General features: G+C 66.0%; 20 protein-coding genes and 2 pseudogenes. 10 read left to right on the plus strand and 12 right to left on the minus strand.

Annotated elements, in window-relative coordinates:
• Positions 1 to 54: 54 nt before the first annotated feature.
• Both P1N55_RS01820 and P1N55_RS01825 read left to right on the plus strand, forming a co-directional pair.
• On the plus strand, positions 55 to 507 hold the full coding sequence (locus P1N55_RS01820) for a universal stress protein (protein ID WP_276277324.1): 453 nt from the start codon (positions 55 to 57) through the stop codon (positions 505 to 507).
• A 183-nt stretch (positions 508 to 690) separates the two neighbouring features.
• On the plus strand, positions 691 to 2454 hold the full coding sequence (locus P1N55_RS01825; RefSeq protein ID WP_276277325.1) for a hybrid sensor histidine kinase/response regulator: 1764 nt from the start codon (positions 691 to 693) through the stop codon (positions 2452 to 2454).
• Between the two features lie 83 nt (positions 2455 to 2537).
• Here the strand turns inward: P1N55_RS01825 and P1N55_RS01830 are convergent, their stop codons facing one another.
• Genes P1N55_RS01830 through glpA form a run of 3 tightly spaced genes read right to left on the minus strand, consistent with a single transcriptional unit; the run spans position 2538 to position 6893 of the window.
• The gene (locus P1N55_RS01830; protein ID WP_276277326.1) at positions 2538 to 3908 is read right to left on the minus strand and encodes an anaerobic glycerol-3-phosphate dehydrogenase subunit C; all 1371 of its coding nucleotides are present in this window, start codon (positions 3906 to 3908) and stop codon (positions 2538 to 2540) included.
• Positions 3905 to 5176: a glycerol-3-phosphate dehydrogenase subunit GlpB gene (gene glpB / locus P1N55_RS01835; RefSeq protein ID WP_276277327.1), complete on the minus strand. Its 1272-nt coding sequence runs from the start codon at positions 5174 to 5176 to the stop codon at positions 3905 to 3907. The genes P1N55_RS01830 and glpB overlap by 4 nt, the downstream gene beginning before the upstream one ends.
• Positions 5166 to 6893, minus strand: coding sequence for an anaerobic glycerol-3-phosphate dehydrogenase subunit GlpA (gene glpA, locus P1N55_RS01840; protein ID WP_276277328.1), 1728 nt, complete (start codon positions 6891 to 6893; stop codon positions 5166 to 5168). Before glpA ends, glpB begins: the two co-directional genes overlap by 11 nt.
• A gap of 409 nt (positions 6894 to 7302) precedes the next feature.
• Here glpA and P1N55_RS01845 point away from each other — a divergent pair, with 409 nt between their 5' ends.
• Positions 7303 to 8478 carry a Cdc6/Cdc18 family protein gene (locus P1N55_RS01845; RefSeq protein ID WP_276277329.1) on the plus strand — a complete coding sequence of 392 codons (1176 nt, stop codon included), beginning with the start codon at positions 7303 to 7305 and terminating at the stop codon, positions 8476 to 8478.
• Between the two features lie 9 nt (positions 8479 to 8487).
• Here the strand turns inward: P1N55_RS01845 and P1N55_RS01850 are convergent, their stop codons facing one another.
• The 7 genes and pseudogenes from P1N55_RS01850 to P1N55_RS01875 form a co-directional block, all read right to left on the minus strand.
• The gene (locus P1N55_RS01850; protein WP_276277330.1) at positions 8488 to 9459 is read right to left on the minus strand and encodes an ROK family protein; all 972 of its coding nucleotides are present in this window, start codon (positions 9457 to 9459) and stop codon (positions 8488 to 8490) included.
• Between the two features lie 45 nt (positions 9460 to 9504).
• Positions 9505 to 11271, minus strand: coding sequence for a pyruvate kinase (gene pyk / locus P1N55_RS01855; protein ID WP_276277331.1), 1767 nt, complete (start codon positions 11269 to 11271; stop codon positions 9505 to 9507).
• Between the two features lie 132 nt (positions 11272 to 11403).
• Positions 11404 to 12363, minus strand: a complete 960-nt coding sequence (gene kdgK1 / locus P1N55_RS01860) for a bifunctional 2-dehydro-3-deoxygluconokinase/2-dehydro-3-deoxygalactonokinase (RefSeq protein ID WP_276277332.1) — start codon at positions 12361 to 12363, stop codon at positions 11404 to 11406.
• 68 nt (positions 12364 to 12431) lie between these two features.
• A complete protein-coding gene (locus P1N55_RS01865; RefSeq protein WP_276277333.1) occupies positions 12432 to 15011 on the minus strand; it encodes a heavy metal translocating P-type ATPase in 2580 nt (859 codons plus the stop codon).
• Positions 15012 to 15233: 222 nt separating this feature from the next.
• A pseudogene (locus tag P1N55_RS01870) lies at positions 15234 to 16363 on the minus strand (pyridoxal-phosphate-dependent aminotransferase family protein).
• A gap of 402 nt (positions 16364 to 16765) precedes the next feature.
• Positions 16766 to 16972, minus strand: a complete 207-nt coding sequence (locus P1N55_RS19550; RefSeq protein WP_346429986.1) for an amidohydrolase family protein — start codon at positions 16970 to 16972, stop codon at positions 16766 to 16768.
• A 27-nt stretch (positions 16973 to 16999) separates the two neighbouring features.
• Complete coding sequence (locus P1N55_RS01875) at positions 17000 to 18190, minus strand: cytochrome P450 (protein WP_346429987.1); 1191 nt, start codon at positions 18188 to 18190, stop codon at positions 17000 to 17002.
• A 219-nt stretch (positions 18191 to 18409) separates the two neighbouring features.
• Between P1N55_RS01875 and P1N55_RS01880 the strand changes: the two genes are divergently transcribed.
• The 5 genes from P1N55_RS01880 to P1N55_RS01900 all read left to right on the plus strand — a co-directional run bounded on the left by P1N55_RS01880 (position 18410) and on the right by P1N55_RS01900 (position 21537).
• Positions 18410 to 19090 carry a helix-turn-helix domain-containing protein gene (locus P1N55_RS01880; protein WP_276277334.1) on the plus strand — a complete coding sequence of 227 codons (681 nt, stop codon included), beginning with the start codon at positions 18410 to 18412 and terminating at the stop codon, positions 19088 to 19090.
• A 507-nt stretch (positions 19091 to 19597) separates the two neighbouring features.
• The gene (locus tag P1N55_RS01885) at positions 19598 to 19852 is read left to right on the plus strand and encodes a hypothetical protein (protein WP_276277335.1); all 255 of its coding nucleotides are present in this window, start codon (positions 19598 to 19600) and stop codon (positions 19850 to 19852) included.
• Between the two features lie 5 nt (positions 19853 to 19857).
• On the plus strand, positions 19858 to 20727 hold the full coding sequence (locus P1N55_RS01890) for an FAD:protein FMN transferase (protein ID WP_276277336.1): 870 nt from the start codon (positions 19858 to 19860) through the stop codon (positions 20725 to 20727).
• Positions 20711 to 20998, plus strand: coding sequence for a hypothetical protein (locus P1N55_RS01895; RefSeq protein ID WP_276277337.1), 288 nt, complete (start codon positions 20711 to 20713; stop codon positions 20996 to 20998). The genes P1N55_RS01890 and P1N55_RS01895 overlap by 17 nt, the downstream gene beginning before the upstream one ends.
• Positions 20998 to 21537, plus strand: a complete 540-nt coding sequence (locus P1N55_RS01900; protein ID WP_276277338.1) for a hypothetical protein — start codon at positions 20998 to 21000, stop codon at positions 21535 to 21537. The genes P1N55_RS01895 and P1N55_RS01900 overlap by 1 nt, the downstream gene beginning before the upstream one ends.
• On the opposite strand, the gene P1N55_RS01905 is transcribed toward P1N55_RS01900, so the two are convergent.
• Together P1N55_RS01905 and P1N55_RS01910 are read right to left on the minus strand one after the other, a co-directional pair.
• Positions 21534 to 22055, minus strand: a complete 522-nt coding sequence (locus P1N55_RS01905) for a winged helix-turn-helix transcriptional regulator (RefSeq protein WP_276277339.1) — start codon at positions 22053 to 22055, stop codon at positions 21534 to 21536. The two genes, P1N55_RS01900 and P1N55_RS01905, sit on opposite strands and share 4 nt — an antisense overlap.
• 3 nt (positions 22056 to 22058) lie before the next feature.
• Positions 22059 to 22346 carry a hypothetical protein gene (locus P1N55_RS01910; RefSeq protein WP_276277340.1) on the minus strand — a complete coding sequence of 96 codons (288 nt, stop codon included), beginning with the start codon at positions 22344 to 22346 and terminating at the stop codon, positions 22059 to 22061.
• Between the two features lie 1385 nt (positions 22347 to 23731).
• Here P1N55_RS01910 and P1N55_RS01915 point away from each other — a divergent pair.
• Both P1N55_RS01915 and P1N55_RS01920 read left to right on the plus strand, forming a co-directional pair.
• A pseudogene (locus tag P1N55_RS01915) lies at positions 23732 to 24147 on the plus strand (DUF5805 domain-containing protein).
• Positions 24144 to 25184, plus strand: a complete 1041-nt coding sequence (locus tag P1N55_RS01920; RefSeq protein WP_276277341.1) for a tyrosine-type recombinase/integrase — start codon at positions 24144 to 24146, stop codon at positions 25182 to 25184. The pseudogene P1N55_RS01915 and the gene P1N55_RS01920 overlap by 4 nt, the downstream one beginning before the upstream one ends.
• Positions 25185 to 25369 lie beyond the last annotated feature (185 nt).

A 25369-nucleotide genomic window follows, 5' to 3' on the forward strand; every position in this document is an offset into this window, starting at 1 on the left:
CACAGTAGTAGTATTTCCGAAGCCTTTACTGTTCAGCCGAGTGGACAGATGCCCATGGCGCTCGAAAAGATACTGCTCGCGGTCGGCCCGAACGACAAAGACCGCGTCGAAGAACTCGCCCGCACCGTCATCGACATCGCCGGCCCCACCGGCGCGGAGGTCACCGTCGCGCACGTCTTCACGGAGGACCAGTACGAGGACGTCGTCGACCGACTCGAGTTCGCCTCGACCGGCGAGGCGGACCCGGACGAAGTCGCCGACCGACACACGACGGTTCGTGATCTCAGCAACCGACTCGAAGAGGCCGGCATCGTCCACTCCGCCCGAGGAGCCGTCGGGAACCACGGCGACCAGATCGTCTCGCTCGCCGAGGATACCGGCGCCGATCTCGTCGTCGTCGGCGGCCGCAAGCGATCCCCGACCGGCAAGGCCGTCTTCGGTTCGACCGCACAGGAGGTCATGCTGAACGCGCCGTGCCCGGTCACCTTCGTCCGCGGCGAGGAGTAAACGCCCTTCTTCTCTCTGTCTCTGCCGGCGAGCGGGACGCAGCGACCTCCACGCTCGAGTGACGACCCCCCGACTGAAGCACTCGTCGCGGCCGCCCGCTCGAGGCTGCTGCCACCGCAGAACGACCATCCCGAGTGACATCTGCCGACACCTCTTTGTACCGGCACTCGTCTACAAGCAAGGGTGACCGTGGCAAGTGGCGGCACGATTCGGGTGCTCCACGTCGACGACGACCCGGAGTTCGCCGAGCTGACCGCGACGTTCCTCCAGCGGGAGGACGACCGGTTCGTCGTCGAAACGGCATCCTCCGCGGCCGAAGGACTCGACCGCATCGAAACTAGTCGGCCAGACTGTGTCGTTTCCGATTACAACATGCCCGGGAAGAACGGGCTGGCGTTTCTCGAGGCGGTCCGGAGCGAGTACGCCGACCTCCCGTTCATCCTGTATACCGGACGAGGGAGCGAAACGGTCGCGAGCGAGGCTATCTCGGCCGGTGTGACGGAGTACCTCCAGAAGTCCGGCGGGACCGAACAGTACGCGATGCTGGCCAACAAGATATCGAACGCCGTCGAGCGCACGGAGGCCGAGGTGGCCCGGAAACGGCACCTCGCGGCCGTCGAGAGCGCACAGGAGGGCATCAGCATCCTCGACGAGGACGGCCGGTTCGTCTACGTAAACGGGGCCTACGCCGACATCTACGGGTACGAACCCGCGGAGATGCTGGGCGAGCACTGGGAGCTTGTCTACCCGGACGCGGCCACCGACGTCGCGTACGACGAGATACTCCCGGCGGTCGCGTCGGAGGGGTACTGGCACGGGGAGACGACCGGCCTCCGGGCCGACGGGTCGACGTTCCCGGAGGAGCACGTCGTCTCACGGACCGAGACGGGCGATATGGTCTGTACCGTCCGGGACATAAGCGATACACGGGACCGTGAGGCCGACCTCGCTCTGAAAGAGCGCGCCATGGACGAGGCCCCCGTCGGCATCACGCTCACCGACCCCTCACAGGACGACAACCCCCTCGTCTACGTCAACGACCGCTTCGAGGAGATAACCGGCTACGATCGAGCGGAGATACTCGGCCGCAACTGCCGGTTACTCCAGGGCGAGGGGACCGACCCGGAACCGGTGGCAAAACTGCGGGCGGCGATCGACGACGAGCGACCGGTCACCGTCGAACTGCGGAACTACCGCGCGGACGGCACCGAGTTCTGGAACCGGGTCACCGTCGCGCCAATCGCGGACGGGACCGGCGAGGTGACGAACTTCGTCGGGTTCCAGGAGGTGGTCACCGAGCGCACGGAGCGCGAACTGGCTCTCGAACGCAAGAACAAGCGACTGGACGCGTTTACCGGGATGGTGAGCCACGACCTCCGGAACCCGCTTCACGTCGCGGAAGGCAGCCTCGAACTGGCCCGCGAGGAGTGCGACAACGAACACGTCGACCGGGCCAGCGAGGCGGTCGACCGGAGCCTGGCGCTCGTCGACGACCTGTTGACCCTGGCACGGGAAGGGCGCGACCTGGACGACGTCGAAGCCGTCTCTCTCGCCGACGTCCTCGAGGCGTGCTGGACGACCGTCGACACGGAAGCGGCGACGCTCGCGATACGGGGCGACGTGCGGTTACGGGCCGACCGGAGCAGGCTGGTGCAACTGCTCGAGAACCTCGTCCGCAACGCCGTCGAACACGGCGGGCGGGACGTGACCGTCACCGCCGGTCGCCTCGACGGTGGCTTCTACGTGGCCGACGACGGTCCGGGTATCCCACTCGAGGAGCGCCAGGCGGTGTTCGAACCGGGCCACTCGACGAACGAAGACGGGACCGGTATCGGGCTGGCGATCGTCGAGCGTATCGCCGACGCCCACGGCTGGGACATCTCGGTCACCACGGGGCCCGAGGGCGGCGCCCGCTTCGAGTTCACCGGCGTCGACCCGGTCGGGTGACCGGCCGCCTCAGCACTCGCACTGTGGTGGGTCAGTGACGCTGTGGTCCTCCGAATCCCGTCGTCGCCGGGACGGCGACCGACTCACTCGACGAGGGCGGCCTCGAGCAGTTCCAGCGGGTGGCGGATCTCGTACCCGGAGCCGTGTTCCATCTGCATGGCACACGTGGGGCACTCGGTCATGCCGACCTCGCCCTCGGCGTGGGCCATGTGCTCGAACATCTCCTCGCCGATCTCCATCGACTTCTCGTACTTCTCTTCCTTCCAGCCGTAGGTGCCCGAGATGCCCGAGCAGGACTCGCCGACGTCCTCGATGCCCGCGCCCTCGAGGTCGCGGAACAGTTCGACGGCCTGGCGGTCCAGACCCTGATTGCGGGCGTGACACGGCGCGTGGTAGGCGAACTCTCGGGCCAGGTCGCCCGAGACCTCCGCCTCCCGGACCGCGCCGGTGAGGTCCTCGTTGATGCGCAGGTACTCGAGGGCCTCGAAGGTGTTCGCGGCGACCTCCTCGATGCCGTCGATGTCGAACAGCTCGGGGTACTCCTGGCGCAGCGCCATCGAACAGGACGTACAGGACGCGACGGCGTCGTACCCCTCCTCGACCAGGTCCGACATCGAGGAGACGTTGACCTCCGCGTGCCGGCGGGCGTCGGCGAGCATCCCGTTGGCGAACATCGGCGTTCCGGAGCAGCGCTGTTCGGGCGCGACGACCTCGTAGCCGAAGTGCTCGTAGACCCTGACCATCGCCTTCCCGACCTCCGGGGTGTTGTAGTTGGAGTAACAGCCGTGGAAGTACGCCACCTTCTTCTCGCCGTCGGTGGGTTCGCCGCGGCGCTCGCGGCGCTCGCGGGCGTTCCGGCGGGAGGCGTCGGCCCCGCCCCGGTCGGCCCACCACTCGCGGAAGGTCTGTGTCGCAAACTCGGGAAAGTCCCGTTCCCTGGTGACCCCCAGCGTCTTCTCCATCAGCCAGCGGGCCGGGCCGAAGTTCATCGCGACGTTCGCGAGGCGCGGGACCTTGCTCGCGAGGAACGCCGACGTCCGGTAGTTCGCGAGGATGCGGTTGCGGACGTACTCGACGGAGAGCGTGTCCATCTGCTCGCTGACGTACTCGCCCCGGGCCGTGTTGTGCATCTGGCTGAGCGGCACGCCCGACGGACAGGCGTTGTCACAGCGCATGCAGTTCGAACACGACATGATGGAGTCGTCGACTGTGTAGTCGTCGTCCGTCTGTTTCAGGCGCCACTGCTCGGGCCCCTGGAACTTCGGCCCGGGGAAGTCGTCGTCGACCTCCGCCACCGGACAGTTCGTGTCACAGGTGGAGCACTTGTAACAGGAGTCCGCGCCGGGGCGCAGGTCGAAGTCGTCGCTATCGGGGAAGACGTCGACCGGTTCGAACTCGTCTCCCGTGTTCGGTGCAGCTGGCTCGAATGTAGGGCTCTCTTCGGCGTCGCTCATTGTACCTCCCGTGCGGCGTTCCGGCCCGCCGCGTAGCCTGTCGCGATCGATACCCCGCTGCCGGACTTCTCGGCCGCGTAGTCGTACCCGCCAAGCACACCGCCCGCGGCCCGGAGGTTGTCGAACTCCGGGGCACCGGACTCGTCCAGCGGTCGCAACGTGGCGTCGGTCGTCACGCCGAACGCCGCGAACGGGTGGTCGCCGAAGACGGCTTCGTCGAACCAGTCGTAGCGGTCCGCTGGGTGGGGCACGTGACAGTCGAAGACCGGTTCGCGGACCGCCTCGCGGTCGGACTCGATGCCCTTGCCGACCAGGCCCCCCGTCGCGAGGACGTACTGGTCGGCCGAGACGGGAATCTTCGCGCCGTTCTTCTCGAGGAAGACCCGCTCGACGCCCCCGTCGCCCTCGTACTCGACGACGGGATTACCGGTCTCGAAACTCGCACCCGACTCGTCCAGGGCCTCGAACAGCGCGTCCTCGAGGCGCAGGCCGGGGAGCGACGGCGGGCCCGCGGGGACCTCGAAGACGTCGACGCCCATCCGCTCGGCGAGGGTCGCCCTGACCGCGTCGGCCCTGTCGTCGCCCAGCACCGCCGGGAAGCCGACCCGCTTTTCGCCTTCGAGCAGCGGGTTCACGCGCTCGGCGAGCGCGTCGCGTACGGGGCGCTTCCGGCCGCGGACGGCCACCTCGCCGTTCGTGTCAAGGAGCTTCGCGTACCGGGTCACCTTCGCGTCCGCGCGCAGGTCGCCGGGGAACTGGATGGTGACCCCCCGAACGCCGAACGGGACGCCGGCGGCGTCCATGTGGGCGGCGGCGTGGGGTGCGTCGAAGTCGGTCATCGACTCCAGACCCACCAGCAACATGTCGCGGTCGTCGCTCGCCACACCCGCGGCGGCCCCGGGGGGATACCGCGCGGTCGGTTTCACCGTGCCGCCGTGGGTCGGGAGCAGGGCGTTGGCGTCGGTGTGGCCGCCATCGTAGGCGGTCACCGCGTCGAACAGCGACATCGCCTCACGGACCGTCTCGACGCCCACGGTCCGGTAGGGATGCTCGTCGGGCAGGTCGGCCATCGCCGCGTACGGGTCGGTCAGCGGCCCCTCGCCGTCGGGCGTGTACCCGAGCAGGTCGACCAGCCCGGAGGCGTGTCGGAGCGTGCTCTGTTTGTAGGAGACCAGGCGCACGTCCGCGCCCTCGCGGGCGGCGGTGATGGCGCTCGTGAGTCCGGCCAGGCCGCCGCCGACGACCAGTACCTCCGACTCAATCGCCATGTCGCCCCCCGTCGGCGGCGACGTCCGCGCCGCCCGACCCCCCGGTGTGGTCGACGCCGTCGTCGAACGCCGCGAAGTCGACGGGGTCGCCGTCGGCGGGGTCGTGGTCACGGTTCTGGGTCGTCGCGTGCAGCGAGTAGTTCAACGCCGCCTGGGAGAGCTGTTCGCCCCACAGCGCGTGGCGTTGGCCCTTCCAGCGCTCCTGGAGGAGCTCGTCCCACGCCTGGCGGACGACGTGCTGGTCGTACTCCCGGTGGAGCTCGTTCGCGAGTCGGTGACTGCAGATGCCGCCCTGGCAGTTGCCCATCGTCGCCCGCGTGCGGATGCGGACGGCGTTGAGGTCCGACCCCGACTGGGTGATGGCGTCCTGGACTTCAGCGCGGGTCACCCCCTCGCACTCGCAGACCGTCGGGTTCGGCCGGTCGGTCTGCAGCACCTCGTCGGCCCGCGAGCCGAGGCGCTCGACGCTGCGGCGGCCGATTGGCGAGCGCAGGCCGAACTCGTCCATGTAGTCCCGCAGGACCGAGAAGTCCTCGCTGCCCGGGAGCGGTTCGGCCGCAGTCCGGCAGGTCGCGTCGATACCGAACTTGCCACAGACGTGGTCGGATATCTGCTCGCCCATCATCCGGTAGGTGGTGAACTTCCCGCCGACGATGCTGGTCATCCCCGGCATCCCGTCGCGGTCCTCGTGGTCCAGCAAGAAGAAGTCTCGCGTGATGTCCGTCGGGTCCGTGCTGCCGACGTCCGGCGGTTCGTACAGCGGGCGGACGCCCCAAAACGAGCGGATGGTCCGGGCCTCTTGGAGCATCGGCACGAGTTCCGACAGCGTGTCGATCATCATATCGACCTCCCACTGCTCCTCGGGGTAGTCCTCGGGGTCCTCGACCTCCTCGTCGGTGGTGCCGAGGATGGCCGTCGTCTCGTGGGGGACGATGATGTCGGCGTCGCCCTTGGGCTTGCAACGGTTGATGACCGTATCGACCTGCCGGATGTTCATGATGGTCATGACGCCCTTCGACGGGCGGACGGCGATGTCGAGGTCAGCCATGTCGCCGATGCGCCCGGCCCAGGCGCCGGTGGCGTTGACGACGTAGTCGGCGCGTATCTCCTCCGTGCCGCCCTCGGTCCCGTGGACGCGCTTGCCCGGCCCCGAGGCGTGTTCGACCTCGACGCCGACGATCTCACCGTCCTCGACCAGCAGGTCGGTCACTTTCGAGTGGGTCTCGATCCGGGCACCGTGTTCCTGGGCGCTGGCGGCGTTGGCGACGACGAGCCGGAAGGGGTCGACTGCCCCGTCGGGCACCGAGATGGCTTTGTCCACGTCCTTCGCCAGGTGTGGTTCCATCGCCCGGGCCTCCTCGCCCGAGACGACTTCGGCCGGGATGCCACAGTCCGCACAGCCCTGCAACTTCGCCTCGAAGTACGCCTCGGAGTCCTCTGGTCGCTTGACGAACAGCCCGCCGGTCATCTCCACGCAGTGACTGGCGATGTCGCGCAGAACGCGGTTCTCCTCGATGCACTCGGTCGCGCTGGCCTGGTCCGAGACGGCGTATCGGCCCCCGCTGTGGAGCAGCCCGTGCATCCGCCCGGTCGTCCCGTGCGTGAGGTTCCCCTGTTCGAGGAGCGTCACGTCGAGCCCCCGCATCGCGAGGTCCCTGGCGATCCCCGCACCGGTCGAACCGCCACCGAGGACGGCGATGTGTGGTGTCGATGCCATCTACCTTACCGCGACTTTGGATGCCACGCACTTTATTTTACCGTTGAACCGGATGGCGTCAGTAAATTTCCGTGCGGAACCGTGAACGAACCGTGACGTGGACGGACGGTAGCCGGTCCGGTTCGTTATTCCCGGTCGCGGTCCCCGAGTGACGAAGCCGGCGACGCGTGGCGACCTCCCGGCTTCGCCGGTTCGGGCCGTTGTGCACTGCTTCGTCTCCCGAACGTGCCGTCTTGCGGGGTCGACATCGTCAGGTTTCGGCCCGTCGTGAACCCGACGCCGGGCCGGATCTTCCGGGCGTCTCGAACGAGCCGACGCCCCGGCTCGCAGTAATCTTTATACCCGTCACTGTAATGTTTACCGTCACGGTCCGGGCCTCGGTAACTATCCGGACCACCGCTCCCGAACGATGGACCTCGAATCCCGCATCCAACGGCGACAGCGGCGTGAGGGCGCTCAGGGACTCGTCCGCGACTACGAGTCGCTGTCGCCGGTGTTCCACGCCGAGGAGCCGACGGACCGGGGCCCGGTCTTCGAGCGGTTGCTCGACCACCTCGATCCGGTCTTCGAGGGCACCCTTCCGCCGAACGCGTACGTCCACGGGCCGATGGGGACGGGCAAGTCGGCCGTCGTCACGGCCTTGTTCGCGAAGCTCGACGCCCTGCCCACGGACGGGCGGTCGGTAATCCACACGAGCACGCGGGCCGAACCCGCGACGTCGCCCGCCTTCGTCTACGTCGACACCCGGGCGACCGGGAGCGAGTTCGCCTTCTATCACGCCATCCTCGACAGCCTCACCGAGGAGGCCGTACCCGAACACGGCATCGGGACCGAGACGCTCAGATCACGTCTGGGGGAGCTGCTGGACGGGCGCCCCACCGGCGCCGTCGTCGCCGTCGACCACGTCGACGACCCGGACGGTACCGACCCGACGGCGCTCGTCGACCTGTTTGCCGGCCTCCCGAGCAACACGAGCTGGCTCGCCGTCGGCCAGTCCCCGCCCGCGGCGGCCCGGCTGACCGACTACACTGCCCGCGAACTCGGTATCGAGCCGTACCGACAGCAGACGTTGGTCGACATCGTGATGACACGGGCGTCGGACGGCCTGACACAGCAGGCGCTCGAGCACACGGTCGCCCGGCGCATCGCGAGGTGGGCCGACGGGAACGCCCACCACGCGCTTGCGGTCCTCCTCGTCGCGGCGGCCACCGCCGAGTCGGCCGGCCGGGACCGTATCTCCGGCGGCGACGTGGAGGCGGCCATCGACGAGATGCCGTCGCCCTGCGTCGAACTGGGACGCGTCCTCGCGCTCCCGGCGAACCGCCAGACAGTGCTCAGAGAACTCATCGACCTCGACGACGACGAGACGGCGTCGGTCACGCGGACGACGGCGGCCATCAGCGATCGCGACGTCGTCGACCTCTCGCCGGGAACGGTCAAGCGCTTCCTCTACGAGATGGCCGAGGCGGGCATCGTCGACCGCGTCAAGGCCGACGGTTGGACCGGGCAGGGTCGCCCACCAAGTCGCGTCGAACCGCGGTTTCCGCCGACGGCCTTTTGCCGCCTCTACGACCTCGGGGGCTGAGCGCCCGGTTTACCGCAGCATGTCGCGGTCGCCGGTCCCGCGGGTCAGCGCCGAGGCGAGTGCGCCCCGGACCACGACATCGTCACCCATCGACGTCAGCTGGATGTCGGGGATGTTCGCCATGACCATGTCGTCGAGCCGGTTGCGAATCGGTTCGAGCACCTTGTCGGGGTTGTTGAGGGCGACGGCACCGCCGACGTAGATGACCAGCGGCGCGTAGGAGTGGACCATGTTCGCGATGCCGATGGTGTTCCAGTGACAGATCTGGTCGAGGACGTGGGAGGCGAAGTCGTCTTCGCCCGCATACTCGAAGATATCAGCAGCCGAGAACTCCTCTGTCTCGATGGGCAGGGCCGTCTCGACGGGATCCTCGCGGTGGAGTGCGATGGCGTATTTCGGGATGTTGTCCCCCGAGCAGTACGCCTCCCAGTGACCGTCGTGGCCACACCCGCAGGTCATGAACCCGTGGGGGTCGATGGTCATGTGGCCGACTTCGCCGGCGTTGCCGTCCCACCCGCTGAGGATGTTCCCGTCGACGGCGACGCCGGCGCCGATGCCCGAGGAGATGGTGAGATACACCATGTCGTCGGGGTTGCGGTCGGAGTAGAAGCGCTCGCCGATGGCCCCGGCGTTGGCGTCGTTGTGCAGGAAGACCTGCTCGCTCCCGACGAGCTTGGAGACGGGGCCCGTCAGGGGGATTCGGTCGATGGTGTCGGGGAGGTTTGCGGGGTTCTCGATGATGCCCTCCGCGAGGTCCAGCGGTCCGATGGCGGCGATGCCGGCCGCGGTGACGTCGCTCGGCCCGATTCCTGCGGCATCCGTTGCCTGCCTGAGCGCGTCGAGGACCGCCTCCGTGACGGCGATTCCGGTGGGGCCACGGGGCGTGTTCGTCTTGTGTGACCCCAGAATCGTCCCGGACTCGTCGCCGATGACGGCGCGGATATGTGTCGCACCGAGGTCGACGCCTGCGTATGCGGCCATGTTGGTTGTGTGGTCGCCCCAGCAGTACTTAATTGCACATATTCGTTACCGGGGCCGGTCGCCGGTCCGGCCGCGGTCGGTCGCTTCCCGGTAGACGACGCCCCGCTCGGCGTCGAGCGTGACCGTCGTGCCGTCGGTCACGGAGTCCGGGAGGGTCGTCTCCGAGACCATCGGCACGCCCAGCTCGCGGGCCACAATGGCGGCGTAACTCGTCATGCCGTCGTGTTCGTCGATGATACCGCCGATGCGACTCGTCTCGCCGACCAGCTCGGCGTCGAAGTGCTCCGGGACGACGAGGATGGCACCGGTCGGCATCGCTTCGATGTCGCCCGAGGGGTCGATGCGGTGGATCGGCCCCGTCGAGATGCCCTCGACGACCGACCGGCCGCGGGCGGCCGTCTCTGCGGCGACGTGGACCTTGAGCATGTTCGCGGTGTTCATCCCCTCGAGCTCGGTCATCATCCCGGAGATGACGACCACGGTGTCGCCGCCCGAGGCCGCCTCGGTGTCCAGTGCTGCCTGGACCGCGCTCTGGATGACCGCGTCCGCACCCTCGCTCGTGTACTCGGTCGTGACCGGGGAGATGCCCCACGAGAGCGCGAGTTTCCGCTTGACCTGCGTGCTCGGCGTGGAGGCGACGATCGGGATCGACGGGCGGAACTTCGAGGCCTTCAGCGCCGTGTACCCGGACTCGGAGGCGGCCACGAGTGCCGAGGCGTCGACGTCGCGTGCGAGGTACCGGCCCGACCGTGCCAGCGCGTCGGTCCGGGTATCGCCCGCGGCCGGCACCCACTGCTCGCGGGCCTCGTCGTACTCCTCGCTCTCCTCGACGTCACGGACGATACGGTCCATCGTCGAGACGACGCGGGCCGGGTGGTCGCCGATGGCCGTCTCGCCCGAGAGCATCACCGCGTCGGTGCCGTCGAGGACGGCGTTGGCGACGTCCGAGGCCTCCGCGCGGGTTGGCCGCCGGGAGTGGACCATCGAGTCGAGCATCTCCGTGGCCGTGATGACAGGCACGCCGGCCTGGCGGCACTTCCGGATGATGCGCTTCTGGATGATGGGGACGTCCTCGAGCGGGCACTCCACGCCGAGGTCCCCCCGGGCGACCATCACGCCGTAGGCCGCCTCGATGATGGACGCTAAGTTCTCGACGGCGCCCGACCGCTCTATCTTGGCGATGACCGGGATGTCGACGCCGCGCTCCTCGATCGCTTGGTTGATCTCGTAGATGGCTTCGCCGTCGCGGACGAACGACGCCGCCACGAAGTCCGGTTCCTTCTCGGCGGCGACGTCCAGCTCCTGCTCGTCGTTCTCGGTGATGGTCGGCAGGCCGAGTTCGACACCGGGGACGTTGACGCCCTTGCGCGATTCGAGCTCGCCGCCGTTCTCGACGGTGGCATAGACCACCCCGTCTTCGACCCGGTCGACGGTCGTCTCGATTCGGCCGTCGTCCAGCAGTACGCGGTCACCTGGGCCGGCCGCCGCGATGGACTTCGAGAGGCCGACCTCCTCCGGCGTCGCGTCGTCCCCGACGACGAACCGGACCGTCGACCCCTCCTCGAGCTGTATCGGCGCTTCGAGGGGCGCGGTCCTGACCTCCGGCCCGGGCATGTCCAGCATCGCCGCGACGGGCTGGTCGACGATCTCGTCGACCTCCCGGATGCGGTCGATCATCTCCCGGCGGTGCTCCGGCGACCCGTGGCTCGCGTTGAGCCGTGCCACCGACATCCCCGCCCGGGCGAGTTCCGCGATCTCCTCGACCGACTCGGAGGCCGGGCCCAGCGTACAGACGATCTTCGCGTTACGCATCTACGGGTCCCTCCGTGCGCCCTGGTAGCGAAACGGGAGTAGACTGAGTCATACTCCAGCGTACCGTGGCAGGGGATAAGAAACTTGTCTGACGGCGCTGTGCCGACGCCCTTAGGCGATTGTGGCGTCTCGCTACCGGGAGATCTCGGCCCTGTCGCCCTCCATCACCCGTTCGACCTCGTCGGGCGAGAGCACGGCGATGTCGCCGGGGACCGACCGCTTGAGCGCTGCCGTCGCCGCCCCCCACCGGAGCGCCTCGGGAATCGGTTCGCCCGTGACGTACTGGGAGAGGAACCCGCCGACGAAGGAGTCGCCCGAGCCGACCGGGTGCGCGTCGGTCGCCTCGTAGGCCGGCTGGTCGAACTGCTCGTCCGCGGTGGCTGCGACGGCGCCCTTCGCGCCCTGCGTGACCACGGTGACGTCGAATCCGTAGTCGTCGGTGAGCGACGACGCTATCTCGACGGCCGACCCCGTGCGGTCAAAGAGGTTCTCGGCGTCGCGCTTCGCGGTGAGCAACACGTCGACGTGCGGGAACAGATCGGTCAGGACCGACCCGGCCTCCTCGGGCGGCCAGACCTTCGACCGGTAGTTGACGTCGAGGCTCGTCGTCGCGCCCGCCTCGTCGGCCGTCGCCAGCAGGTCCGCCGCCGTCTCCTCGAGCGTCTCCGAGAGCCCCGGTGTGATGCCCGACGTGTGGAACGCCGTCGTCTCTTCCAGCAGCTCGGTCGGCAGCTCGGCCGTCTCGGCCGTCGTCACGCTCGCGCCCGCGCGGTCGTAGATGACGTTGTTCCCACGCGGGACCTCGCCCTGCTCCAGGTAGTAGGTCCCGACGCGTGCGTTCGCCGTATCGTCCCAGACGATGTCGGTGTCGACGCCGTGGCCGCGGATCTCGTTGACGACCTTCCGGCCGGGCGGGGAGTCGGGGAGTTTCGAGACCCACGTGCTCTCGAGGCCGAGTCGCTGGGCCGCCACCGCGACGTTGGACTCGGTGCCAGCGACGTGGACGTCGTACTGGTCTGCGGTCTCGACTCGCTCCTGGGTTGGCGGAGAGAGTCGGAGCATCGTTTCGCCGAACGTGACCAGATCAACCATACGCCTCCGTGGTGGCGGGGTCGGTATAAATCCCTGAGAATTCGTCGGCGAACCTCCGCCGCGGTGTCCTATTCGGGCGTCGCGGCCTCGCCGGCGGCCGCGTCCGGCACCACCCGGGAGAGGCGCATCGCGTTGCCCGTGACCCCGAGGGTCATCCCCGCGTCGCCGGCGAGGACGGCCAGCCAGATTGGGACGTAGCCGAAGGGCACCGCCAGCGCGAGGCCCGCCTTCACCGCGAGGCTGGCGCCGATGTTCTGTTTGATGACGCCGTTGGTCTTCCCGGCGAGTTCGTACAGGTAGGGCAGTTTCGTGAGGTCGTCGCTCAACAGTGCGACGTCTGCCGTCTCGATGGCGGTGTCGGTCCCCGCGGCCCCCATCGCTATCCCGACCGTCGCCGTCGTCAGCGCCGGCGCGTCGTTGATGCCGTCGCCGACCATGGCGACGTCGCCGTACGCCTCGGCCAGGGACTCGACGGCCGCGACCTTCTCGTCGGGGAGCAGCTCGGCCCGGTACTCGTCGACGCCGACCGCGTCGGCGATTGCGCGCGCCGTCCGTTCGTTGTCCCCGGTCAGCATGACCGTGTGCTCGACGCCGAGCTGTTTGAGTCGGCGGACCGTCGCTGCGGCTTCCGGGCGCAGATCGTCGGCCACCGCGATGACGCCCTCCAGTTCGTCCTCGGTCCCGACGAGGACGACGGTCTTCCCCTCTGCCTGGAGCGCCGGGACCGTCTCCTCGAGCAGGTCGAGACAGTTGTTCCGGTCGCACATCGCCTGTGCGGTCCGGGTGACGACGCCGCCGTCGGTTGTCGCGTGGACGTGCGAGAGGTCGAAGCCCAGCTCGTCGAACAGCCCCGGTTTGCCCGCGTAGTGCGGGGTCCCGTCGAGGTCGGCGCGGACGCCCTTGCCGGTGATGCTCTCGAACTGGTCGACCGCCGGTTCGGGCTCGGTGCCGTCGGCGGTAGTGAGGATGGCCTCGCCGATGGGGTGCTCGCTGCGCCGTTCGAGGCCGCGGGCACACTGGAGCACCTCTGCCTCGGTGTTCCCGTTCAGCGGGACGACGTCGGTGACCGTGAGCTCGCCCCGGGTGAGCGTCCCGGTCTTGTCGAAGGCCACGACGTCGACGGCCCCCATGGCCTCGATGTGGCGTCCGCCCTTGACGAGCACACCGTTCTTCGCGGCGCTCGTGATGCCCGAGACGACCGACACCGGCGTCGAGATGACGAACGCGCACGGGCACGCGAGGACCAGGAGGGTGAGCCCGTAGACCACGGCCGTCGCCCAGGTCACACCCAGGACCGCCGGTGCGCCGACGGTCACGAGGACGGCGAAGGTCACGACCGCGGGCGTGTACCGGTCCGCGAACCGCTCGACGAACTGCTCGCGCTCGGTCCGGTTCGACTGGGCGTCCTCGACCATCTCGACGATCCGCGAGAGCGTGCTCTGGGCGGCCGCCGAGGTCACCTCGACCTCCAGGTACCCGCCCTCGTTCAGGGACCCGGCGTACACCTCGTCGCCGACCGTCTTGTCGACCGGGACGCTCTCGCCGGTGATGGGCGACTGGTCGACGGCGCTGTCGCCCTCGACGACGGTGCCGTCCATCGGGATGGTCTCGCCGGGGCGGACGACGACCACGTCGCCGACGTCGACGGCCTCGACAGGGACCGTCGATTCCCCGTCGCCGTCGAGGACCGTCGCCTCGTCCGGCGAGAGGTCCATCAGCTCGCGCAGCGAGTCGCGGGCCTGTTCCATGGAGTATCGTTCCAGGAGCTCGGCGATGCTAAACAGGACCGCCAGCGTCGCAGCCTCGAAGTACAGGGCCTCGCCGAAGGCCAGGCTAGCGACGATGGCGCCCAGTATCGCCACCGACATCAGGAAGTCGATGTCGAGGTTCCGGTTGCGCGCCGAGTAGTACCCGTTCCGGAGAATCGCCTGCCCGCCGACGGCGACGGCGACGAGGAAGAGGCCGTCGGCCGGCGACAGGCCCGTCCCCAGCACCGGGCCAAACTGCTCGTTCAGCTCCGGCACGACGAACTCCAACATCAACCCGAGCGTGGCCACGGCGGCGCTCGCCCAGGTCTTCTGTGCCCTGGGCCCCGTCCAGATGCTGGCAGTCCCGTCGCCGTCGGCCGTGTCGTCGTCACGACCGGTCACCTCGTACCCTGCCCGCTCGACCGCTGCCACGATGTCGTCGATGCTAGCTTGTGCCGTCTCGTACTCGACGTCGACCGTCCCCGTCGTCGGGAACGTCTCGTACTCCAGGACGCCGGACACCCCGTCCAGGGCGTGCTCGACTTTCCCGGCACAGGAGCCACAGTCCATCTCGGGGACCGACAGCGTCGTCGTCTCGACGCCCTGGACCGTGGCGCTGTACCCCGCGCTCCGGATTCGCTCGCCGATAGCCGCCGGCGAGGTCTGGTCCCCGTCGTACCGGACGACGAGCGTCCCGGCCGTCACCTGTGGGTCGACGTCCTCGATACCGGACAGTGTCCGGACGCTCGACTCGACTTTCCCCGCACACGAGGGGCAGTCCATCTCCGGGACGGCAAAGCGGACGGTCGACGCGTCACCGACGGCGTCGTCGTGCGCATTCGTCCCTCGCCGACTTCGTCCACCGCCGCTCCCGGATGGCTCTCGACCGTCGGCAGTCATAGCTGTATCTAGCCGACGCCCGGTTATTAAGTTGGCTGCTATAAATCGCCGTTGAAGTACTTAAGAATATTATATTGCGGGAGATGGATTATTAATCCAGCCGTCGTTATCCGAGCAGTACTCGTGCGATCCGGGGGTCTCGACGGCCGGTGAATCTGTCGCCGTCGGCGAGACGATCATCAGCCACTCTGCCCCGGTCCGCGGGGCCGGTTGTCTTGACGGTTAGAGTGCGTCGCTGGTCGCCGCGAGCCCCGCTTCGACGTCCACGTCGGCGCTCTGTTCGGTGAGAGCGTCGCCGAGTGCCGTCATGAGGTAGCTCACGTTCTTCGGCCGGGCGGAGTGGCCCATGCAACCGATACGCCAGATGTCCCCTCGAGGGCACCGAGACCGCTGGCGATCTCGAGGTCGTACTCGTCCAGGAGGGACTGGATGACAGCGCCGTCGTCGACGCCGTCAGGTACCCGAATCGTGTTCAGGCTGGGGAGCCAGTACGCCTCGGGGGCGTTCAGCTCGAGGCCCATCGCCTCGACGCCGGCCTTCAGCGCGCTCGCGACGGCCCGGTGTCGCTCCCACCGCTGCTCGATTCCCTCCTCGGCGACCAGGCGCAGGGCCTCCCGCAGGGCGTAGACGTTCGTGATGGGTGCGGTGTGGTGGTACGCACGCTCCTCGCCCCAGTATCCCTCCAGCAGCGAGAGGTCGAGATACCACGAGCGGGGTGGCTGCTCGCGTGAGAGCACCTTGTCCATCGCGTCGTCGTTCAGCGTGAGCGGGCTCGCACCCGGCGGGCACGAGAGGCACTTCTGTGGCCCCGAGTAGGCGACGTCGACGTCCCACTCGTCGGCACGGAACTCCACGCCGCCCAGCGACGTCACGGTGTCAGCGACGACCAGCGCGTCGTTCTCGTGGGCGATGCTCGTGAGCTCGGGGACGGACGGCTGGAGGACCCCGGTACTGGTCTCGGCGTGGACGAAGCCGAACACGTCTGGACTGTGTTCGTCGAAGGCGGCCTCGACGTCGGCGGGGTCGAGCGGTTCCCCCCACGGTGCGTCGACGGTGACGACCTCACCGCCGGCGCGGTCGGCCATACTCGCCATCCGGTCGCCGAAGTACCCGTTGGTCGGCACGAGCATGGTGTCGCCGGGCTCGACGAGATTGCCGACGGCGGCCTCCATCGACGCCGACCCGGTGCCGGAGACGGGGATCGTCCACTGATTGTCGGTGCGGAACGTGTACCGCAGGAGGTCCTGTACCTCGTCCATGATCTCGATGAACGACGGGTCGAGGTGCCCGACAAGAGGGGTGCTCATTGCTCGGAGGACCCGTGGGTGGACGTCACTCGGCCCAGGCCCCATCAACGTTCGGTCCGGTGGCGTGAGTTCGCCGACAGCTGGTTTCTCGACCATGCCGAACCGTTTCGACACGATACAATAAAAAAATACGACTTCGTCGGACCGTCCGGCCACTGCTGTCGACGGCAGCGCGTACACAGTGGTCTCTACGGGAGGTAGTCCGGCAAGAACCCGCGTTCGAGGACTCGGAGCGTCGGTCGGACAGCGATCCGGCGCACGATCGAGGCGTCCGGTGGCGAACTCTCGGCTATCGACGTCGACCACCCTGTCGTCACCTGCAGTTTGTCGCGCGTCCTCGGCATCGGCGACGATGGAGTCGGCGTCCATCGACCGGACGGTTCCCTGCTTCAAGTAGCACGGTCCGGTCGACGATTACGGTCTCGACGTCACTCGCCGGCATCGTGTTTATGATCGCGGACGGGACGTTACTGAATGGCCGATGTCGTGCGGATCGAGTACCACGATGTCGGTCCGTTTTCCCACCTCGATACTTCCAATCTCCCTCTCGAGACCCAGCGCGTGGGCACCAGTGATCGTCATCTCGGATCTCGACATCAGTTCGGTCGGTTGGCGTGTAATCGACAGCCGGTCGGTGAGGTAGTGGACCGTCATAATACAGCAGTTCAACTGGCTTAATTTTCACCGCACGTCGAGTGCTATCTCGATCGGACCGCCCGGCTTGAGGTTCGTACTGGCGATGAGGTCTGGGTCCGGGTCGGACACGAGCTCGAAGGAGTATTCGTCCAGCAGTGTCGCGAGAACGGTTTTCATCTCCATACGCGCGAATCGCATCCCGATGCAGTGACGAGGGCCGCCGCCGAACGGGAAGTATGCGTACTCTGGGCGGCCGGCGTCGCCGTCGAATCGCTCCGGACGGAACGTTTCCGGATCGTCCCACCACGCCGGGTCACGGTGGACGGCCCACTGTGGCAGGACCAGCGTCGTGCCTGCCGGGATGTCGTATCCCTGTAACGTCACGTCGCGCTTCGCTTCCCGGAAGAACATGTACACGGGCGGATAGAGCCGCAGCGCCTCGTCGATCGCGTGCTCCAGCCGTTCGAGTTCCGGGAGGTCCCCAGCAGTTACTCGCCCGTCACAGACGGCGTCGACTTCCGCCTGAAGGTCGGCCTGTCTGTCGGGGTGTTGAGCGAGACAGAGGAGTGTGTAGGTCAGCCCAAGAGCCGTCGTCTCGTGTCCGGCGAAGAGGAACGTGACCATGTTGTCGCGGAGTTCGTCGACCGTCAGATCGCCCGCTTCGACGAACCCCACGAGGAGCGACAGCAGATCGTCGCCACGATTCTCGGGGTCTTGCTGACGCCGCTGTCGGGCCAGGTCGTCGACGAACTGCTGGAGTTTGTCGAGTTTCCGTCTGTACCGCCGGTTCGTCGGTGTCGGGAGACGGTCCGGGAGGAACGACCAGAACCGGCTCGTATCGAACCGGGTGAGAATCGCGTCCGACGCTTCCGAGACGATTGGGTTTTCCCGCACGTCCACGCCGAACAGCGTTCGACCGAGCACGTCCATCGTTGTCGCGGTCATCGTGTCGTTGACATCGACAACCATGCCATCACGCCACTGTTCGACTGTCTCTGCTGCAGTTGACTGCATCTCGGGGACGTACGTGTGCAACTGTTTCCGGTAGAACGCCGGTTGCACCTGCGTTCGTTGATTCTCCCACTGGTCACCACCGGACACGAACAGCCCCTCGCCCATCGCGTCTGCGAGATTCCGGGTCAACACCTCACCCTTCCCGAAGGCTTCGTGATCGTCGAGGAGCACCCGCTGGACCGCGTCCGGATGGGCGATCATACACGCATCGGTCCCGAACACCTCGTAACGTGCGACGCGACCGTACTCGTCGCGCAGTTCTTCGAAACGCCAGGATGTCGCGGCTCAAATCGATTGTGTTGCCGACAACTGGCAATCCGCGCGGACCGGGTGGGTCACTCACTTCCGAGCTCATATACACGTGTTTTCGACACCGGGGCGCTAGCGTTTTGTCGGACCTGTCCATGCCCTTTTATAATTAACGGACAGCTATCTCGCTAAATGCGGTATCTCCAGTTACAGATCCACTTCCCGCCGGCGGCTCGCCATCGGATGCACCAATTCCTCGTTGAACAGGACTCGCTTCGTCGCGCGTACCTGCGCCACTGGAACTTCTCGAACCCCGAGTACGTCACTACCCTGCTCTATATCGTCGGGGATGTTGCGGAGGGGAAAGAGGCGTACCTCGCTGCGCTCGACACCGTCGACGATATCCGAGAGTACGAGGTGACGCCAGTCGATGACCGCAGCTTCTACGTCTACATTCGGGAGAAACCGCAGGGATTCGCCAGTCGCCTGCGTGCTCTCCTCACCGATACTGAACTACTCGTCGTCCCACCGATCGAATACGGCACCGATGGTGAGATGCTCTTCGAGGTGGCTGGCAAACAAGATGCCCTCCAAGGGCTGGTCGCAAATCTCCCTGACCACCTTTCGGTATCGATCGACCGTCTCGGGGAATACGATGCATACCGGGAGTTGCAAGTTACAGCGTTGACCGACCGCCAAGCGGAGGTACTCGACGTCGCACGGGAACGCGGATACTACGAAATCCCGCGCCAGGCGAGCGTTCGAGAAGTCGCTGACGAGGTCGGCTGTTCGAAAAGTACCGCCGCAAACCATCTGCGAAAGGCAGAGGCGCGACTCGTAACGCTCTACGAAGACCGTTCTACCACGAAGTGACACCCTCACCTGCCGTGAGCGGCGGGGGCTCCGGCAAGACCGGTTGCAGTGGACACAGGGATAATATCCCCGTCACGGAAGTCCAAACGTGGGGCTAACTGGTGATTGTGTCCTGTGTGTAACAGCAGACAGGGCCTATAGACGGTGTGTTCCAGGCCTACAGACGGTGTGTTGCGAGGAATTCACGAGTCGATCGAGTTGGCTCTTGACGCTCGTCCTCTGCTTTGCCCTCCTCCTCGTTCTGGACCATCTATCGATTCGACAGCTGTACGAAGATTCGATGGCTGGACGCGAACGATTTACTAGGGCTGTATCGACTCCATTTGCAATGTCAGAACGAAACGACCGACACGCCGGTGATAGCGATTCGAACCCGGGAGGCAGCTAATCATGCGTGCCCCTGTCCCCAGAAACAAACTCGTTGCCTTCACTCTTGTCGGTGCGCTCCTCACAGCTGGTGTCGCCGGGGCCCTCGCTCTGCCCGGTGGCGGCCTCGCACAGGGTGGCGTGCAGTCTGACGCACCAGACGCGACCCCGTCGGACGCATCACAACAGGTCGCGGCTGATGCGCCGACGCCCAACCGGGACTTCACCCCAGCAGTCCAGACACAGTCTGGATACGAGGACGAGGAACACGAGGGCGACGAACACGAAGCGAATGGTGAAGAATACGAAGCGGAACACGAGGACGACGAACACGAAGCGAATGGTGAAGAACACGAAGCGGAACACGAGGACGACGAACACGAAGCGGACGAATGACCGAGATGATTGGTTCGTTCGCACCGGTCTACGACCGGTTCGGAGACAGCCACCGCGAGTTCGACTGTTGCGATACGACGTTTCGGATCCAGGCGACAGGCATCCGGGCCGAAACTGCGGTGACTGGGGCTCGAGAAACGGCGGAGTCACTTGAAGCACAGTTGAACGCCTTCGACGAGACGAGTGCTGTCAGCCAGCTCAACCGTGCTGGAGCGGTCGTAAACGAACACGTCGCCCGTATCGTTCGCCGTGGGCTCGAATACTACGACCGGACCGACGAGGTGTTCGATATACAGCAGGGTCGCGTCGAACAGGACCTCAAAGCGTACCTGCGCGGTGACAGCGACACACTACCCGAGACGTTCGACAGCGGTACAGTCCACGTCGACGGCGCCACCGTCACCAGCGACATCGAACTCGACCTGAACGGGCTTGCCAAGGGCTACATCGTCGACCGAACCGCCGAGACGCTCGCGGGACTCGGCCGACGCGGGTTCGTCAGCGGTGGCGGGGATCTGTCCCCACCGACTGGACCGGTCGCCGTCGAGAGCCCGTACGACGACGACATGCCGCTGAAGGTTCTGCACACGGACTGGCACGTCGCGACCTCCGGCGGGTACCGACGCTCGCGAAACGGCACAGACCACGTCTACGATCCGACCACCGAGACGGTCGGCGCTCGTCACGAATCTGTCACCGTCGTGGCGCGGCGAGACTGCATGGAAGCCGACGCCTTAGCGACGACGCTGGCGTCGCTCCCGCTCGCCGAGGCACGCGAGTTAGCAGTGGAGTGGGAGGGGGTTGAGGCGCTCATCATCCACGACGGCGTCTTTCGTACGACTGAGGGGTTCGACACACATGTCATGGACACATAAACAGCGGCTCACCGTCGTCGCGATCGTCGTCCTGGTCGTGGCGGTACCGATCCTCTGGCAGATCGGCGACGTCCGTGCTACCCAGGCGACCGAGGAGAAACAGAGTGACCTGGGCACTCAGAGAGTGTCCTCGAGACAGGCACCAGCCGATTACGACGGCGACGGGACCAACGACTCCGCCGATCGGTGTCCGACGCGACCGGAGACGACGAATGGGTTCCAGGACGCGGACGGCTGTCCCGACGTCGTGGCGACGACGGGGGCCTCGTGATGTCGGCGATTGTCTGGTATCTCGACCGCGGTGCTGCACTCGTCACGTATCCGACGCTGTATCTGGCAGTTCTCACAGGCATCCTGTATAACACCGAGTCGTTCGGTGTGCTCCACGAGGCCGCCCGACGCGTCCACATCGAACTGTCCGTGTTCGCGATGATCGTCACGCTGCTGCACGCCGGGCTCGGTGTCCTCGACGCGTGGTTCGTCGTCACCGGACAGGTCCCGGCGCCGACATACTCGATGTCGTACTTCCTCGCCGCCGTCGCCGTGGGCGCGGGGGGACTGCTCGTGCTCGTCGTCGCAGTCCTGGGCTTTACGGACGCGAAGCGCTTCCAGCAACCGTGGGGCCCACGCGTCGTCCACTCGTTCGCGTACGCCGGGTTCGCTTTCGGAACAATCCATGCTGCGGCGATCGGTACTGACCTGATGGGACTCGTCCGGCCCCTGCTGGGCCCCTCGGTGGCGTTTCTCGCGTACGTGCTCCTGTTGCGACTGCTGGTGCTTCGAGGGATTTCGTCGAACGCGACGGGTTAATAGCTATCCCAGAGACCCAGCATACGGTCGACGACCTTGTCAGTGAACGAGGGCCGGTGAACCGTATACAGATATTTGACCCGATCAGGATCGCTGACTTCGTAGACGACACGCCGGCCGTCGCGTTCTTTCGTGACGAGGTCGGCCTCGGCGAGCCTCGAGAGATGCCACGAGACGGTCGACTGGGCTTTATCCAGGCGGTCGCTCAGGTCAGTCGTCGAGAGCGGGCCGTCAGTGAGCAGGTGCGCGAGAATGCGACGGCTGTACTCCCGGCGAAGGGCATTCATGACTGTCCGATCGGTTTCGTCGAACTCGGCAGCCGGATAGTACCGCGTGTACTTGCCGTCGTCCGAGACGTCGATCAGACCCTCGTCGGCGAGCCACCGGAGCTGATACTGGAGTGTCCCCTGTGCGTACTCGAGGTCGTCGAGGAGCCCACGAAAGTGAACCCCTGGCGTGTCGGCAATCCGCTGGTAGATTCTCCGTCGAGAGGCCAGTTCGAGATCCGGGTCCGACATTGCTCAGTCCCGGGTCAGCGCGATGAAAAACGTCAGGAGGCCACCGAGAATCAGGATCGCACTCCCGTGTTCGAGCAACTCGAGCGTTGCATACGGGAAATACGGGAGCAACGGATACTCGAGAAACACGATGAGTCCGTAGACCGCGAACATCCCGTATCCGAGCGTGACGATTCGCATCCGGCCATCGCGTTCCCGTCGCCATGCGAGGAAACTGAGGACGCTGAGCCCTGTAGCGAGGACGAAGATACCGAGACTGACGTACTGTTCGAGGAGTTGCGAGAGTGGCATACGTTTCTATCTGTGCACACGGTCGGTGCGACGTGCTCGGCGATCGATACAATTCAACCGTGGCGGGTAGCGGGGAAAACGATTGGCGTTCAACCGTCGAATCCAATCCTACACATCGAGACGATTAGTCAACTTCTGTGAGCCAATTATGTATCGCGATATGAGGTTTACGTGAGCGAGAGCGAGCATTTGAATTTGGCTCTTGAGATGACACATTTGGTGGTGGTGAGCTCCTGATGGCCCAGCACCCCACTGGCGAAGGCGGCACCGAGGCTACGACTCGAACGTGTATCGCACGAGATACCGGAGTAGATAGAGCGACCCGACGATGCTGAGGACCATCACGACGAGGACGATCAGAACCATGAACAGGAGGTCCAGTTCAGATGCCATCGTTTGCCCTCTGTCCCGGACGTTGCCTCCGCCGGCCCCCGCTGTGAGCGCCTTTCATGTATCCGCGTAGCCGGCCCGGGAGTAAGAGAGTATCTCTTCGGGAACCAGTAGTGAACTGCCACGTATCGTCGCTCTCGGCGTCTCGGGGCACGTCAGTAGACTTCCCTCGTCCCCGAACACGCCACACTCCCCTCGTCGAGAGATGCTTTCGGACCCTGTCGACAGCGCGCCTCTCTGAGTGGGTGGACGTGGAAGATTTTCGGCTACGAGTCGTTCGCCGGCCGATACACAGGGATTGTCAGGCGGGACGGACGTCAGGTCGGCGTGCTAGTCTTCACCTGCGGCCGCTGGTAGCCGGGGCCGTTTCTGTCGGTGGTCCACTGGTGCCCACTTCGTTGGCAGTCGGGACTGTCGAGTCGTCTCTCCGCCTGCGTACGCCGCCTGAAGGCACCGGTCGGTCTGTTGCTGGGGCCGCTTCGGAGTTGAGAGGTAGGCGCTCACTTCGGGGCATCCGCCGTGGGGATACCGGGGGAGGACCTGTTCTGGCCATCCGGTCAACACCAAACTGTTTGCAGTGCTGGTTCTCGAGTCTACAAGGTACCGGGTCGCGCTGTCGGCGCTGTAGGGACTGCCGGGCTGTTCGGAAGCCGAACCGAACGGGTCTCGATTGGCCGTCCCGCGGGAACCACTTGCCGTCCGTGATGCCCCCACCCGAGTGATAGGGGATCTGCAGCTGAGCCGACGAGATGGACAGATTGCTCGACGCAGTGGGAACTGCTTGGGGAGTAGCCGTTCGCCCTCATCCGTCGATGCCACCTAAATTTATATTTGTGATTATAGTTATGTAGAGTTACCCATGCTCCATTCTATAAGTGTTTATCCGTGTGTGTGGCCCCAGACTGGGTGCAAAAGTATACTCACTTGCACGAATAAGTGTGTTTATCCGTGTAGATGGCCACACTTTGATAATGGTCGGGTGAGTGGGCCCTCACATGCCGAGTGACGACAGCACCGAGCGCGCGGTCGTCCGGACGTACGTTCCGGCCTACCAGAAAGCTCACTGGCAAGACCACGCGGACGAACTCGACATGAGTCAAAGCGAGTTCGTCCGAACGATGGTGCAGGCGGGCCGCAGCGGGTTCGAACCGCCCGAATCGACGTCGTCGGACGACGCCTCGGAGCGTAGCCCCGAGGAACCCCTTCCCGGGACGTGACCCCTGGGGGTGAAGGCCTCGAAGACCGGGTCCTTCAGACGCTCTCCGACGGCGGGCACTACGACTGGGACGAGTTGCTCACCGAGCTCACCGACGACATCGAGGCGCGCCTCGACGAGACGCTCCAGGACCTCCAGTCGCGAGGGCAGGTCAGATACAGCGGTCGCCACGGGGGGTACGTCCTCGACCGATGAGTTCCGAGACTGCCGGTTCCGACCCCGACGAAGACGCGATCGGGTACTTCCTCGACGACATCACGTTCCACGGGAAGAGCGACCGGACCCGGACGTTCTACGAGCGCGTGCTGCGTGACTTCGAATCCTTTCTGGCGTCGGGTGACCGCCCAGTCCCGATCGAGGATGCGAGCCACCGGGACTGCATGGCTTACGTCCACGGCCTGCGGGGTGACAAGAGCGAGAGTACGGTCGCGACCTACGCGTCGTACCTCCACCGGTTCTTCGCGTACATGACCCAAGTCGGGACCTTCGAAGGCAACCCCATGACGCTGGTCATGGAGGAGATGGACGAGTCCATCAACACCGATCCGACGCGCCGCGAGATCGACGTAGCGGCGATGCGAGCCTTCGTCGCTGATATCTCCCACCCACTGGAACGGGCCGTCGTCGTCACCCTCTTGAAGACGGGGATGCGTGTCGGCGAACTCTGTAACCTCGACGTCCGGGACCTCAACCTCGAAGACCCGGGTCCACGACCGCCCGTGCCCGTCAGGGCCGCGCTCGACGGCCGGCCGAACTCGCTGTACGTGGCTGCGAGCCCGGCTCGCGGGACAGTCGTCAACGGGGAGGAACGGACGGCCTCGAACAAGCGAAAGCGTGACACGACAGTCCCGGTCGACGACGAACTGGCGGCCGTGTTGCGCCGGTGGCTTGCGATTCGCCCAGATTCGCAATCCGATGCAGAGCCGCTCTTCCTCTCGACGAGTGGAAGTTGGGGGCAACGGCTCACCCCGGACATGGTCCACCACGCGGTCGAGAACCACGCCCGGGAACGTGGCTGGTACCGGGATGGTGGCGGTGCCGAAGAGAACGTCACGCCCCACTACTTCAGACACTTCTTCACGACACATCTACGGGACCGAACCGGCGATAGGGGCGTCGTGAAATACCTCCGCGGGGACGTTGCACAGGACGTCATCGACACGTACACCCACGAGTGGGGTAACCGTATCCGGGCAGTCTACGAGTCCAATATCTACCGACTACTGGACTGAAAGTATTGGACTTTGACAACTCGTGTGGCCGGCGGAGTGTTTGCTGCCGCCCTTGTAAACTGTATGTCGCTATACCGAATCGCGGCCACGACCGCGTCTCCTGGGCCCCGATCGGCGGGTCGTTCTGCAGCGATGCGTCGCCACGTCGAGTCGGGTGCCGACCTCGAGTAACACACAGAACGAAA

This window comes from Haloarcula regularis (genome assembly GCF_029338315.1).
Classification (GTDB): Archaea; Halobacteriota; Halobacteria; order Halobacteriales; family Haloarculaceae; genus Haloarcula; species Haloarcula regularis.

What these genes read in the sequence shown, in the direction of transcription:
- P1N55_RS01920 (WP_276277341.1), top strand. Translation starts at nt 24,144, where the DNA reads ATGAGTTCCGAGACTGCCGGTTCCGACCCCGACGAAGACGCGATCGGG.
- P1N55_RS01900 (WP_276277338.1), top strand. Translation starts at nt 20,998, where the DNA reads ATGTCGGCGATTGTCTGGTATCTCGACCGCGGTGCTGCACTCGTCACG.
- P1N55_RS01850 (WP_276277330.1), bottom strand. Translation starts at nt 9,459, where the DNA reads ATGGCCGCATACGCAGGCGTCGACCTCGGTGCGACACATATCCGCGCC.
- P1N55_RS01865 (WP_276277333.1), bottom strand. Translation starts at nt 15,011, where the DNA reads ATGACTGCCGACGGTCGAGAGCCATCCGGGAGCGGCGGTGGACGAAGT.
- P1N55_RS01890 (WP_276277336.1), top strand. Translation starts at nt 19,858, where the DNA reads ATGATTGGTTCGTTCGCACCGGTCTACGACCGGTTCGGAGACAGCCAC.
- P1N55_RS01910 (WP_276277340.1), bottom strand. Translation starts at nt 22,346, where the DNA reads ATGCCACTCTCGCAACTCCTCGAACAGTACGTCAGTCTCGGTATCTTC.
- glpB (WP_276277327.1), bottom strand. Translation starts at nt 5,176, where the DNA reads ATGGCGATTGAGTCGGAGGTACTGGTCGTCGGCGGCGGCCTGGCCGGA.
- glpA (WP_276277328.1), bottom strand. Translation starts at nt 6,893, where the DNA reads ATGGCATCGACACCACACATCGCCGTCCTCGGTGGCGGTTCGACCGGT.
- P1N55_RS01905 (WP_276277339.1), bottom strand. Translation starts at nt 22,055, where the DNA reads ATGTCGGACCCGGATCTCGAACTGGCCTCTCGACGGAGAATCTACCAG.
- kdgK1 (WP_276277332.1), bottom strand. Translation starts at nt 12,363, where the DNA reads ATGGTTGATCTGGTCACGTTCGGCGAAACGATGCTCCGACTCTCTCCG.
- P1N55_RS01845 (WP_276277329.1), top strand. Translation starts at nt 7,303, where the DNA reads ATGGACCTCGAATCCCGCATCCAACGGCGACAGCGGCGTGAGGGCGCT.
- P1N55_RS19550 (WP_346429986.1), bottom strand. Translation starts at nt 16,972, where the DNA reads ATGACGGTCCACTACCTCACCGACCGGCTGTCGATTACACGCCAACCG.
- pyk (WP_276277331.1), bottom strand. Translation starts at nt 11,271, where the DNA reads ATGCGTAACGCGAAGATCGTCTGTACGCTGGGCCCGGCCTCCGAGTCG.
- P1N55_RS01880 (WP_276277334.1), top strand. Translation starts at nt 18,410, where the DNA reads ATGCGGTATCTCCAGTTACAGATCCACTTCCCGCCGGCGGCTCGCCAT.
- P1N55_RS01820 (WP_276277324.1), top strand. Translation starts at nt 55, where the DNA reads ATGGCGCTCGAAAAGATACTGCTCGCGGTCGGCCCGAACGACAAAGAC.
- P1N55_RS01830 (WP_276277326.1), bottom strand. Translation starts at nt 3,908, where the DNA reads ATGAGCGACGCCGAAGAGAGCCCTACATTCGAGCCAGCTGCACCGAAC.
- P1N55_RS01895 (WP_276277337.1), top strand. Translation starts at nt 20,711, where the DNA reads ATGTCATGGACACATAAACAGCGGCTCACCGTCGTCGCGATCGTCGTC.